General features: G+C 74.9%; 6 protein-coding genes. 5 read left to right on the forward strand and 1 reads right to left on the reverse strand.

The annotated features are described in order from the left end of the window. Positions 1–23: 23 nt before the first annotated feature. The 3 genes from ACSMTC_RS03275 to ACSMTC_RS03285 are packed head-to-tail and all read left to right on the forward strand — an operon-like array spanning position 24 to position 3,621. The gene (locus tag ACSMTC_RS03275; RefSeq protein ID WP_436558114.1) at positions 24–947 is read left to right on the forward strand and encodes an ABC transporter ATP-binding protein; all 924 of its coding nucleotides are present in this window, start codon (positions 24–26) and stop codon (positions 945–947) included. Next, positions 944–1,693, forward strand: coding sequence for an ABC transporter permease (locus tag ACSMTC_RS03280; protein WP_436558115.1), 750 nt, complete (start codon positions 944–946; stop codon positions 1,691–1,693). The genes ACSMTC_RS03275 and ACSMTC_RS03280 overlap by 4 nt, the downstream gene beginning before the upstream one ends. Then, the gene (locus ACSMTC_RS03285; protein WP_436558116.1) at positions 1,690–3,621 is read left to right on the forward strand and encodes a TOMM precursor leader peptide-binding protein; all 1,932 of its coding nucleotides are present in this window, start codon (positions 1,690–1,692) and stop codon (positions 3,619–3,621) included. Before ACSMTC_RS03280 ends, ACSMTC_RS03285 begins: the two co-directional genes overlap by 4 nt. A gap of 56 nt (positions 3,622–3,677) precedes the next feature. Here ACSMTC_RS03285 and ACSMTC_RS03290 read toward each other — a convergent pair whose 3' ends face one another. Continuing rightward, positions 3,678–3,851 carry a thiazolylpeptide-type bacteriocin gene (locus ACSMTC_RS03290; protein WP_035858840.1) on the reverse strand — a complete coding sequence of 58 codons (174 nt, stop codon included), beginning with the start codon at positions 3,849–3,851 and terminating at the stop codon, positions 3,678–3,680. Between the two features lie 186 nt (positions 3,852–4,037). On the opposite strand from ACSMTC_RS03290, the gene ACSMTC_RS03295 reads away from it, so the two are divergent. Both ACSMTC_RS03295 and ACSMTC_RS03300 read left to right on the forward strand, forming a co-directional pair. After that, positions 4,038–5,312 (forward strand): amidohydrolase, encoded by a 1,275-nt coding sequence (locus ACSMTC_RS03295; protein ID WP_436558117.1) that lies wholly within the window; start codon positions 4,038–4,040, stop codon positions 5,310–5,312. A gap of 449 nt (positions 5,313–5,761) precedes the next feature. After that, positions 5,762–12,601 (forward strand): SDR family NAD(P)-dependent oxidoreductase, encoded by a 6,840-nt coding sequence (locus ACSMTC_RS03300; RefSeq protein WP_436558118.1) that lies wholly within the window; start codon positions 5,762–5,764, stop codon positions 12,599–12,601. Positions 12,602–12,606: the final 5 nt, after the last annotated feature.

Here is a 12,606-nt window from a genome sequence, read left to right on the forward strand (position 1 = left end):
TCAGCAACGGAGAGAGAACACCGATGAGTACAGGTGACAGCCGGTCGAACGCCGCTGTGGCGCTGGACGGCGTGCGCAAGCGGTACGGGAAGGTCCAGGCGCTCGACGGAGTGTCGCTGACGGTGGAGCGAGGCGAGTTCTTCGGCATCCTCGGCCCCAACGGCGCGGGCAAGACCACACTGGTCGAGATCGTGGAGGGTCTGCGGACACCGGACGCCGGCAGCGTCAGCGTGCTGGGCGAGAGCCCCTGGCCCAGGAACACCGCCCTGCTGCGGCGCCTCGGCATCCAGACCCAGAGCTCGGCCTTCTTCACCCGGCTGACCGCCCTCGAACACCTCCGGACGGTCGCCGCGCTCTACCGCCTGGAGGCGGCCGCCGCGCGGCGCGCCCTCGATCTGGTGGACCTCGGGGAGCAGGCCGACAGCCGGGTGGACAACCTCTCCGGCGGCCAGCGCCAGCGTCTGGCTCTGGCCACCGCGCTCATCCACGAGCCGGAGCTGATCTTCCTGGACGAGCCGACCGCCGCCCTCGACCCGGCCGCCCGGCGCTCGCTCTGGGAGGTGCTCCGGGCCCTGAAGGGGGACGGCCGGACCATCGTCTACACCACCCACCACCTGGACGAGGCCGAGGCGCTGTGCGACCGGGTGGCGATCATCGCCCGGGGCTCCGTGCTCGCGGTGGACAGCCCCCACAACCTGGTCAGGTCGCTGGCCGCCCCCACCCGGCTGCTGGTCCCGGCCCACCGGATCACGGTCGAGGACGCGCGGCGCCTGGCCGGTGTCGACCAGGTGACCGTCGAGGCGGGTGAGGTGGTGATCTCCACCAGGACCGTCAACCAGGTGCTGGTCGCGCTCGGCGGTCTGGTCGACCTGGAGGAGATCCAGACCCGCACCGCGACCCTTGAGGACGCCTACCTGGAACTGACCGGAACGGAGCACCACTCGTGACCGCCTACACCGCCATGACCAGGGCCAGCTACCTCGCCTACGTCCGCGACCGCACCTCGGTGATCTTCACCTTCGCCTTCCCCCTGGTCTTCCTGGTGGTCTTCGGGCTGATCTTCCAGGGCCAGTCCGTCAACGGCGGTCTGTCGTACATCAACTACATCGCCCCCGGCGTACTCTCCTGGGGCATCGGCAACGCGGCGCTGTTCGGGGTCGCCTTCACCCTGATGCACTGGCGCCGCGACGACCTGCTGCGGCTCATCTGGCGCACCCCCACCCCGCTGCCCACCGTCCTCGGCGCCCGCTACGCGGTGGCCCTGGGCACCGGTCTGATCCAGGCGCTGCTCTTCACCGCCGTCGCCCTGGCCGCCTTCGGCCTGCACCTCTCGGGCTCCTGGCCGCTCGCGCTGCCGGTGCTGGTGTTCGGCATCACCGCCTTCGCCGCGCTCGGCCTGGTGGTCGGCACCCTGGCCAACACGCCCGAGGCGGTGGCCGCGATCGCCAACTGCGTGATGGTCCCGATGGCCTTCCTCTCCGGCGCGTTCTACCCGATCGACCTGATGCCCGGTTGGCTGAAGAGCCTCTCCCGCGCGCTGCCGCTGCGCTACTTCGACGAAGGGGTCACCGACGCCATCGGCGGGCGCGGCGGGATCGGCCTCCCCGCCCTGGACTGCGCCGCACTGGCCGGCTTCACCCTGCTCTTCGCCCTGCTGGCCACCAAGACCTTCCGCTGGAGCAACCGGTCATGACCACTCCCACCACCGCCGAAGCCTCCTTCGGGGCGGCCGGGGAGCGGCTGGAGCGCCGCCTCGCCGAGCGTGCCGCGGCCTGTGCGGAGCCCCCACCCCTGGTAGCCGTCCTCGGCGGCAGGGATCTGCTGCGTCCCGAGCCGGCCGACAGGGCCCGGCACCGCGCCGGGGCCACCGTCCACCTCACCGCGCAGGCGGTCCTGGTCGGTCCCTGGGGCGGCGGCCCCGACGCCCCGCAGGCCTGTGGCACCTGTCTGGCCATGCGCTGGCAGCGCCTGCGCAGCCGCACCGAACGCGAGGCCCTGGAGACCGGCCTGGCGACCACCCTGGTCGGCCCCGAGCTGCCGCCGCTGCCGGACTACGCCGTCGACGCGGTCTGGGCACTGCACCGGCTGGCCGCTTCGGAGGCGAGTGCCCGAAATACCGCACTTCCCCAGGTCTCCCGGCTCGATCTGGAGACGCTCCGGGTGCAGACCGTACCGCTGCTCGCCGAACCGCTCTGCCCGTCCTGCGCGGCCGCGCGCGGCGACGGGCCCGGGGAGGAGCCGGTGCTGCCGCTCGTCCCCCGGCCCAAGCCGGCCCCGGACACCCGCCGGCTGCGCCCGGCGTCCTCCTATCCGCTGCCCGAAGCCGCGCTGGCCAACCCGGTCTGCGGGGTGCTCGGCGCGGGCACCTGGTCCGACGTCGTCTCGCCGACCACCGCGCCCGTGGCCGGCAGTGTCTTCATGCGCGGCTACGCCGGGCTCACCGACGTCACCTGGAGCGGCCAGGCCAACTCCTTCCGCGCCAGCCGTGCGCTGGCCTTCCTGGAGGGCCTGGAGCGTTACGCCGGCACCCACCGCCGCAGCGGCGCACCGATGCTGACCGACTCCTACACCAACCTGGCCGGCGCCGCGCTCGACCCGCGCGAGTGCGGACTGTACGCACCGCGGACCTACCGCGAGGACCCGATGCTCGGCCCCTTCGACCCCGACCGGCCGATCCCGTGGGTCCGGGGCTACTCGCTGCGGGACGAGCGTCCCATCCTGGTCCCCGCCCGGCTCTGCTACTACAGCGCGGGGGTGACGGCCGACAACTTCGTCTTCGAGTGCTCCAACGGCTGCGCCATCGGCAGCTGTCTGGAGGAGGCGGTCCTCTTCGGCCTGCTCGAACTGATCGAGCGGGACGCCTTCCTGCTCGGCTGGTACGGCAACGCGGCGCTGCCCGAGATCGACCTGGCCTCCAGCGCGGGCCCCGCTCTGCGGGCCATGCTGGACCGGGCCGCCCTGCAGGGCTACGACGTCCATGCCTTCGACAACCGGGTGGACCTGGCCGTCCCGGTGGTGACCGCGCTCGCGGTGCGCCGCGACGGCGGCCCCGGCACGCTGGCCTTCGCGGCGGCCGCGGGCTTCGAGCCGGAGGACACCGTCGAGTCGGCCGTCGCCGAGATCCTCACCTACATCCCGCACCTGCCCGGCCAGGTACGCGAGCGGCCGGCCGAACTGGCCGCGATGGCCGAGGACTTCGACCTGGTGCGCCGACTGCCCGACCACGCGGCACTGTTCGGCCTGCCGCGGATGGCCCGCCACGCCCGCAGCTACCTGGAGCCGACCGCACCCGCCCGGCCCGCCGCCGAGCTCTACGCCGACTGGACCGAGCGGCGCCCGCGCACCCTCGACCTGCTCGACGATCTGCTGTTCTGCCGCGACGAGTTGGTCCGGGCCGGGTTCGACGTGATCGTCGTCGACCAGACCTCGCCCGAGCAGCGGCGCCTGGGCCTGCGCACGGTCTGCACGCTGGTGCCCGGCCTGCTGCCGATCGACTTCGGCTGGCCGCGCCAGCGCGCCCTGCGGATGCCCCGGCTGCGCACCGCGCTGCGGCGGGGCGGTCTGCGCGCGAGGGACCTGACCGAGGACGAACTGCGCCTGGTCCCGCACCCGTTCCCGTGACGGCCGGTGGCCCTGCGCCCCGAGGGCGGAGGGCCACCGGTGAACCGCTCGCCGGATCAGGCGGTGCAGCTGGTGGTGCTGGTGGTGCTGGAGCAGGTGCTGGTGCTGGAGCAGCTGGTGGAGGAGCCCAGCATGACCTCGCTGGTGTCCGAGTAGTCGCTGATCTCGAAGGTCTCCGACTCCAGGTTCAGGATCTCCTCGGCGAGCGAGGCAAGGGAGGTGTCAGCCATGGGAATTCCTTCCGGCGCAGGGGACCGGCCCGGCCACGACGGCCAAACCGGCGGAGCGGAGCGGGCGGCGCTCACGCGAACCCCCGCCCTCCGGACACCAGTTCTATCGCGTGCCGCTGGCGGTTCCGGGTGCGCCGTACTGACAACTCACTGACAACCCGACGGATCCCCGAGGAGCCCCGCCCGATGACCTCCCTCGTCCCCACCGCCGCCGACCTGGCCCGGGCCGCCGAGCTCTACCTGGACCTGCACCGCCATCCGGAGCTCTCCGGCGCCGAGGAGCGCACCGCGGGCCGCTTCGCCGACCGGCTGGCCGCCGTCGGCTACCGGGTGACCAGGGGCATCGGCGGCCACGGCGTGGCCGCGGTGCTGCGCAACGGCGACGGACCGGTGGTGCTGCTGCGCGCTGAGCTGGACGCGCTACCGGTGGCGGAGCGCACCGGTCTGCCCTACGCCAGCACCGCGACGGGCAGGACGGCCGACGGCCGGACCGTCCCGGTGATGCACGCCTGCGGCCACGACGTCCACCTGGCCTGCGCCGCCGGGGCCGCGGCCGCGCTGGCCGAGGCCAGGACCCGGTGGCGCGGCACCGTACTGGTGGTCGGCCAGCCGGCCGAGGAGACCCTGACCGGTGCCAGGGCGATGCTGGCGGACGGGCTCTACCGGCGCTTCGATCCGCCCTCGGTGGTCCTCGCCCAGCACACCGCGCCGCTGCCCGCCGGGATGGTCGCCCACGGGCGGGGTCCGGTGACGGCCGGCAGCCGTACCCTGCGGGTGGTGATCCACGGCCGGGGCGGCCACGCCGGGGCGCCCCAGCTGGCGGTGGACCCGGTGGTGGCCGCCGCCTCGGTCGTCCTTCGGCTCCAGTCGATCGTCTCCCAGGAGACCGGCCCGGCCGAGCAGTTGGTGGTCACCGTGGGTTCCCTGGAGGCGGGTGGCCAGGGCAACGTGATCCCCGACCGGGCCACCCTGAGCGTGACCGTGCGGGGCTTCACCGATCAGATCCTGGAGCGGGCCACGGCGGCCGTGCAGAGGATCGTCCGGGGCGAGGCGGCGGCCTCGGGCTGCCCCCGGGAGCCGGAGATCGAGGAGGTCTCCCGTTCGGGCGTCAACACTCCCGACCCCTTGCTCTCCCAGGCCGTGCGTACGGCGCATGAGGAGCTGTTCGGGGCGGAGCGGGTCGCCGACTGGCCGCCGGCCCTGGCCACCGAGGACTTCGCGCTGTTCGGAGCGGCCGGGGAACAGCTGCACGGGGTGGCCGGCATCAGGACGGCGTACTGGATGCTCGGGATGGTGGGCCCCGACCAGTGGGCGGCGGCTCCCGGTACCGGAGCGGCACAGAAGCTGGCCGCGCTGCCCGCCAACCACTCGCCGGAGTTCCGCCCCCATGTCGGTCTCACCCTCAGGACCGGTATCTCCGCGCTGCTCTCGGCGGCCACCGCCTGCCTCGGACGGGGGTAGGCGGAGGGCGGCGGCCCGTAGTCCGGGGAACCCCGCGCCGGCTGTCCGCGACCGCGCACACGCGTCCTCTCCGCGTTCCGGAATACCTGACTCGGCGTCATGTTCCTTGCAGTGCGGTTGAAGGGGTGACAGAGGCAACCTGGTGTGCGCTACATTGGCATGCGCACGAAATGTGAGCTTAACCTGGCACGCAGTGACACCGGCTATCGTCGCCGGTGAGCCGGAACGCCGCAAGCCCGCACCGGCACCTCCCTGCGTCCTCGGGAGCCGTTTCGCAGCTCAGCCGCTCAGCAGCCCAGCCGCTCAGTAGCCCCGCATCTCAGTAGCCCCGCCGCTCAGTAGCCCCGCCGCTCAGCAGTCCGCAGCTCAGCAGCTCCGGAACGCCATGTCCGGAGTACGGATCGTCCTCGCACGTCCTCTGTTGCTCCGCGACCCCCACCGGAGAGTCCATGCGGCCCACCTCTCAACTTGCCGATCTCATCATCGGGATCACCCCGTTCCAGGAGCCGGACGCCCGTCTCGCCGCGGCGGTGTGCCGTGCGGGCGGGACGGGGGTCCTGGATCTCGGCACCGGCGACCGCCGGTCCCGGGAGGAGCTCGCCCGCCTGCGCGAGTGGGCGCCAGGCCCGTTCGGCATCCGGGTGGGCCAGGACTGCCGGATCTCCCCCGAGGAGCTGGATCTCACCTGCGGCGGCCTTCCGCACACCGTCCTGCTGGCCGCCGCACCTCCCGAGTGGCTGTCCGCCGCCCTGCCGGCCCGCGGCCACCGGGTGCTGGTCGAGGTGACCGACCTGGAGCAGGCCCGGGAGGCCGTCCAGGCGGGGGCCTGCGGACTGATCGCCCGAGGCTGTGAAAGCGGCGGCCGGGTCGGCGAGTTGAGTACGTTCGTGCTGCTGCAGCAGCTGCTGGCCGAACCCGGTCTCGAACTGCCGGTGTGGGCCTGCGGCGGTATCGGCGTCCACACCGCGGTGGCGGCGGTGGCCGGCGGTGCGGTCGGCGTGGTCCTGGACAGCCAGCTCGCACTGCTCGAAGAGTCCTCGGTCGGCGAGCAGGCCGCCGCGGCGGTGCGGGGCATGGACGGCTCCGAGACGGTCCTGGTCGACGGGCGCCGCGTCCTGCGCCGAAGGCAGCCGGGCCCGCTCGGTCCGGCTTCGGATCCCACTTATCTGACTGTAGGTCAGGACGGCTTTCTCGCAGCGGAATTCGCCGACCGATGGGGCACCGCAAGACGCGCCGTGGCCGCCGTACGGGACGCGGTACTCGACGGCCTGCGAGCACTGGCGGCACCGGGTGCCACCACGGCACTGCTCGGAGCGGACGCGCCGCTGAGCAGGACTCTCGGCACCGAACTGCCGGTCGCCCAGGGCCCGATGACCCGGGTCAGCGACCAGCCGGGCTTCGCGGCCGCGGTGGCCGGGGCGGGTGCGCTGCCGTTCGTGGCACTGGCCCTGGCCGGCCCGGAGCAGGCCCGCGAACTGCTCGCCGAGACCGCCGGTGCCCTCGGCGAACGCCCGTGGGGGGTCGGGGTGTTGGGCTTCGCCCCGGAGGAGGTGCGAGGCGCCCAGCTGGCCGAGGTGCTGGCGGCACGGCCCAGCCACGCGGTGATCGCCGGCGGACGCCCCTCCCAGGCCCGCACACTGGAGGAGGCGGGTATCCGCACCTTCCTGCACGTCCCCTCCCCCGGCCTCTTGCGCCAGTTCCTGGCGGACGGCGCGCGCCGGTTCGTCTTCGAGGGCGCCGAGTGCGGCGGCCATGTCGGCCCACGGCACAGCTTTCCGCTGTGGGAGGCGCAGCTGGCGGTGCTGACGGAGTTCCTGGACGGCGCGGCTCCCGGTGCCCGGCCGGAGCTCGAGGTGCTCTTCGCCGGCGGCGTGCACGACGAGCGTTCGGCGGCGATGGTGGCGGCGATGGCCGCGCCGCTGGCCGGGCGCGGGGTGGCCGCGGGCGTCCTGATGGGAACGGCCTACCTGTTCACCGAGGAGGCGGTGGACTGCGGGGCGGTGCAACCGCCGTTCCAGCGGCAGGTGTTGGCGGCGCGCGGGACCGAGCTGCTGCAGACCGCGCCCGGCCACGCCACCCGGTGCGTACCGAGCCCGTTCACCGCCGAGTTCGCCCGGGAGCGGGAGCGGCTGCGGGCCCGGGGTGTGCCGGACCGGGAGAGCTGGGAGCGGCTGGAGCGGCTGAACGTCGGGCGGCTGCGGATCGCGGCCAAGGGCGTGGACCGGGTCGCGGGTGATCTGGTCGGGGTGGACGAGCGGGAGCAGCTGGCCCGGGGGATGTTCATGGCCGGCCAGGTGGCCGTACTGCGCTCGGCCACCACGACGCTGGCCGCGCTGCACACCGCGGTGAGCACCGGTGCCGCCGCCTTCCTCGCCGACCGGGCCGAGGAGGTGAGCGGACGGCTCGACCCGCGGCCCCGCCCGGCACAGGAGCCGGAGCCGCTGGACATCGCGGTGATCGGGATGGCCGGGATGTTCCCGCAGGCGCCCGACCTGCCCGCGTTCTGGGCCAACATCCTGGCCGGGGTGGACGCGGTGACCGAGGTACCGGCCGAGCGCTGGGACCCGGCGCTGTACCACTCGCCGGACGGCGCGCCCGGCACCACACCGTCCAAGTGGGGCGGGTTCCTGCCGCCGATCCCCTTCGATGCGCTGAGCTACGGCATCCCGCCGTCCGCGCTCGGCAGCATCGAGCCGGTGCAGCTGCTGGCGCTGGAGGCGGCGCGCCGGGCCCTGACGGACGCCGGGTACGACGCGGGTGCGGGCGGCCGGCCCTTCGACCGGTCCCGGACGGGCGTGGTGTTCGGCGCGGAGGCGGGCAGTGACCTGTCCAACGCCGGGGTGCTCACGACGGTGCTGCCGTCCTACCTCGGCACGGTGCCCGAGGCGCTCGCCGACCAGCTGCCCCGGCTCACCGAGGACTCCTTTCCCGGCATGCTGGCCAACGTCATCTCGGGCCGGATCGCCAACCGGCTCGACCTCGGCGGCGCCAACTTCACCGTGGACGCGGCCTGCGCCTCCTCGCTGGCCGCGCTGGACGTGGCCTGCAAGGAGCTGGTCCAGGGCTCCGCCGACCTGGTCCTGTGCGGCGGCGCCGACCTGCACAACGGGATCAACGACTTCCTGCTCTTCTCCTCGGTGCACGCACTCTCTCCGACCGGCCGGTCCCGCCCCTTCGACGCCTCGGCGGACGGGATCGCGCTCGGCGAGGGCGTGGCCTGCCTGGTGCTGAAGCGGCTGGCGGACGCGGAACGGGACGGCGACCGGATCTACGCCGTGGTCAAGGGCATCGGCAGCGCCAGTGACGGCCGTTCGCTCGGCCTGGTCGCGCCGCGCCCGGAGGGCCAGCGGGCGGCGCTGGAACGCGCGTACCGAGGCGCCGGGGTCAGCCCGGCCGAGGTCGGGCTGCTGGAGGCGCACGGCACCGGCACGGTGGTCGGCGACCGCACCGAACTGACCACCCTGGTCCAGGTGTTCACCGAGGCCGGGGCGGCGCCGGAGAGCTGCGCACTCGGTTCGGTGAAGTCGCAGATCGGACACACCAAGTGCGCCGCCGGACTGGCCGGGCTGATCAAGACCGCGCTGGCTCTGCACACCGGGGTCAGGCCGCCCACCCTGCACCTCACGCGGCCCAACCCCGCCTGGCAGGAGGGGCGGACGCCGTTCGGCTTCCACACCGAGGCCGGCCCGTGGGCCGTGCCGCCGGCCGAACGAGTCGCCGGGGTGAGCGCGTTCGGCTTCGGCGGCACCAACTTCCATGCGGTGCTGAGCGGTTACGGCGGACCACCGCCGGTGCACGGTCTGCAGGAGTGGCCGGCCGAGCTGTTCACCTTCCACGGCGCCGACCGCGAGCGCGCGCTGCGCGGGGTGGGCGAACTGCTCCGGCTGGCCGAGGCCGAGGACGCGCCCTGGCGGCTGCGCGACCTCGCCCTGGCCGCCTCCCGCCGGGCGGAGTCGGCGCACGGGCCGGTGCAGGTGGCGGTGGTCGCCGCGGACCGGGCGGAGCTGGCCGGGCTGCTGCGCCGCGCGCTGGCCGGGGAGCACGATCCGGCGGCCGGGCTGCACCTGGCCGAGCGGGGCGAGGCGGACCCGGGTGCGGTGGCCTTCCTCTTCCCCGGGCAGGGCAGTCAGCGGCCGGGGATGTTCGCGGAGCTGTTCGCGGCCTTCCCGGGTGTGCAGCGCCATCTGCACCGGGACTACGCGCGGGTGCTCTACCCCCCGGCGGCCTTCACCCCCGAGGCGCGGGAGCGGCGGCGCGAGGCCGTCACCGACACCGTGGTCGCCCAGCCGGTGCTGGGCATGGCCGGGCTGGCCGCGTACGAGCTGCTGGGGCTGGCCGGGGTGCGTCCGCAGCTGGCCGGCGGCCACAGCTACGGCGAACTGGTCGCACTGTGCGTGGCGGGGGCGCTGGCGGCCGAGGACCTTCCGGTGCTCAGCGCCGAGCGGGCGCGGGCGATCGTGGACAGCATCGGTGCGGGTGCCGATCCCGGGGCGATGGCCGCGGTCACGGCGGGCGCCGAGGAGGTGGAGCACGTCCTGCGGGCGGCGGGGCTGTCCGGCCGGGTGGTGGCGGCCAACCGCAACGCGCCCCGGCAGACGGTCGTCTCCGGGCCGACCGGGGAACTGCTCGCCGCCGTCGAGGAGTTGCGCGGGGCCGGGTACGGCGCCAAGCGGCTGCCGGTCGCCTGCGCCTTCCACAGCCCGCTGGTGGCGGGGGCCGGAGAGCGGTTCGCCGCGGCACTGGCGCGCCACACCGTGCGGGCACCGGAGTTCCCCGTCTGGTCGAACCGCACGGCGAGCGCCTACCCGGCGGACGCGGCCGCGGTACGGGCCGGGCTCGCCGCGCAGATCGGCGCACCCGTGCGGTTCGCGGAGCAGATCGAGGCGATGTACCGGGCGGGTGCCCGGGTCTTCGTCGAGGCCGGACCGGGGTCGGTGCTGACGGGGCTGGTGACGTCGGTCCTCGGGGACCGGCCGCACCGGGCCGTACCACTCGAGGGCCGCCGCCGGGGACTGCCCGGATTCCTGGACGCCCTGGCCGAGCTGGCCGTCGCGGGCGTGCCGGTGCGGACCGGCCGGCTGCTGCGCGGCCGGGACGCGGTGGACGCGGGCCGGGCACGGGCGCCGCGCCGGCCCGGCTGGACGGTGGACGGGCAGCTGGTGCGGACCGCTGCCGGAGAACTGCTGCCCGGTGCGCTCGCACCGGCCCGACTCGTACCGGAGACCCTCGTGACCACGCAGGTACCGCAGCCCGACGACGCACAAGCGCTCATCGCCGACTTCCTGCGCAGCAGCCGCGAGCTGATCGCGGCCCAGCGGGACGTCCTGCTCAGCTACTTCGGCGGGCCCGGCGCCGCACCGGCCGCGCCCGCGCAGGCACCCCTGCCCGCACCGGCGTACGCACTGCCGGCGGCCGTGACCGCGCCCGAGCCGGCCGACGCCGCCCCGCAGCCCCCGGCGGCCACAGAGCCGGCCGGGCGTGAACCGGTGGACCTCATGGCCGCCGTGGTGTCCGTGATCAGCGAACGCACCGGCTACCCGGCCGACATGATCGAACCCGGCCTCGACCTGGAGGCCGATCTCTCGATCGACTCCATCAAGCGCACCGAGATCATCGGCCGGCTGGCACGCCGGCTCGGCGAGGCGGACGGCGAGCTCGCCGAGCTCACCGACGAGGAACTGGAAGAGCTCTCCCGGGCCCGCACCGCCGCCGCCATCACCGACTGGCTCTCCACCCGGCTCACCGGCCCCGCTCCGACTCCGACTCCGACTCCGGCACCGGCACCGGCACCGGCCGAGGAGGCGCCGCTCACCGCCGTCCCCGGCCACGAGCCGGTCCGGCTGGTCTTCACCACCACCGAGCTGGCGGAGCCTCCCTCCGCACCCGGCACGCTGGCCGGCCGCCGCTTCGCCCTGCTCGGCGAGGACGGCACCGGGGTCCGCGACGCCCTGGCCGCCCGGCTCGCCTCGGCCGGGGCCGAGCCGCTGACCTTCGGCGCCGGACACGAACTGTCCGATGCGGACGGGCCGTTGGACTCAGTCGTGCTGCTCGACCCGCTCTCCCCACACGGTGCTCCGGTGCTGCCCGATCAGGTTCCCGTGCTGCGGGCGGCGCTGGCGACCGCCCCGGCCCGGCTGCTCGCCGCCCGCACCTCGCCCGAGGCCGACACCTCCCGGGCGGCCGGACTGCGCGGGCTCTTCCGCACCCTGGCCCGGGAGTACCCACGCTGCGTCACCCGGCTGGTGGAGCTCGGCGAGGGCCGATCCGCCGAGGAGGCGGCGGACCTGCTGCTCGCCGAGCTGCGGGCGGACGACCCCGAGCCCGTCGTGCTGCGCGCGGCCGGCCGGGCGGCGCCGGCCCTGACGGAGTCCGGCCTCGGCGTGCTGGGCAGCACCGGTGCGGGCCCGGCCGGGGAGGGTGCGGCGGAGGCGGAGGCGCTCGGGCTCGACCGGGACTCCGTGGTGCTGCTGGTCGGCGGCGCGCGGGGCATCGCCGCCCGGTTCGCGGCGACGCTCGCCTCCGCCGCCCGCTGCCGTCTGGAGCTGCTCGGCCGCACCGCGGTGCCCGAGGGCCCGGAGGACCCTGCGACCGCCGCCGCTTCTGACCGGGCGGCGCTGCGCGCCGTGCTGGCCCGGCAGGGCGTACCGCTGTCGCAGGTCGACCGCACCGCCTCCGGCCTGCTCGCCGCACGTGAAGTCGCCTCCACCCTGGAGGAGTTGTCCGCACTCGGCGCCCAGGCCCGGTACCGCTCGGTGGACGCGGCGGAAGGGGCCGCGCTGCGCCAGGCGGTCAAGGAGACCTACACCGAGTACGGCCGGCTGGACGGCGTGGTGTTCGCGGCCGGCGTGATCGAGGACCGGATCCTCGCCGAGAAGGACCCCGAGTCCTTCCGCCGGGTCTTCGCCACCAAGGCCGACGGTGCCCGGGCGCTGCTGGACGCGCTGGCCGACCTGCCCGGCGGGCCCCGGTTCACCGTCCTGTTCGGCAGTATCGCCGCCGCCCTGGGCAACCGTGGGCAGGCGGACTACGCGGCGGCCAACGACGCACTGGAGGAGCTCGGCGCCCGCTGGGCGGACCGTACCGGCCTGCGGGCACTGACCGTGCACTGGGGGCCCTGGGCACCGTCGGGCCCGCACGGCGGGATGGTCTCGCCCGAACTCGCCGAGGACTACGCCAGGCGCGGCGTCAGGCTGATCGACCCGGAGGCCGGCACGCGGGCCCTGCTGCGTGAACTCGCCTGGGGCGAACCGTCGGTGCAGTCCGTGGTCTACACTGCCTCGGGCTGGTGAGGGAC

It is taken from the genome of Kitasatospora sp. HPM-01-4 (assembly GCF_051374625.1).
Classification (GTDB): domain Bacteria; phylum Actinomycetota; class Actinomycetes; order Streptomycetales; family Streptomycetaceae; genus Kitasatospora.

Excerpts from the sequence above, each read along its gene's own strand:
- ACSMTC_RS03290 (WP_035858840.1), bottom strand. The coding sequence starts at position 3,851 with ATGGCTGACACCTCCCTTGCCTCGCTCGCCGAGGAGATCCTGAACCTG.
- ACSMTC_RS03295 (WP_436558117.1), top strand. The coding sequence starts at position 4,038 with ATGACCTCCCTCGTCCCCACCGCCGCCGACCTGGCCCGGGCCGCCGAG.
- ACSMTC_RS03300 (WP_436558118.1), top strand. The coding sequence starts at position 5,762 with ATGCGGCCCACCTCTCAACTTGCCGATCTCATCATCGGGATCACCCCG.
- ACSMTC_RS03285 (WP_436558116.1), top strand. The coding sequence starts at position 1,690 with ATGACCACTCCCACCACCGCCGAAGCCTCCTTCGGGGCGGCCGGGGAG.
- ACSMTC_RS03275 (WP_436558114.1), top strand. The coding sequence starts at position 24 with ATGAGTACAGGTGACAGCCGGTCGAACGCCGCTGTGGCGCTGGACGGC.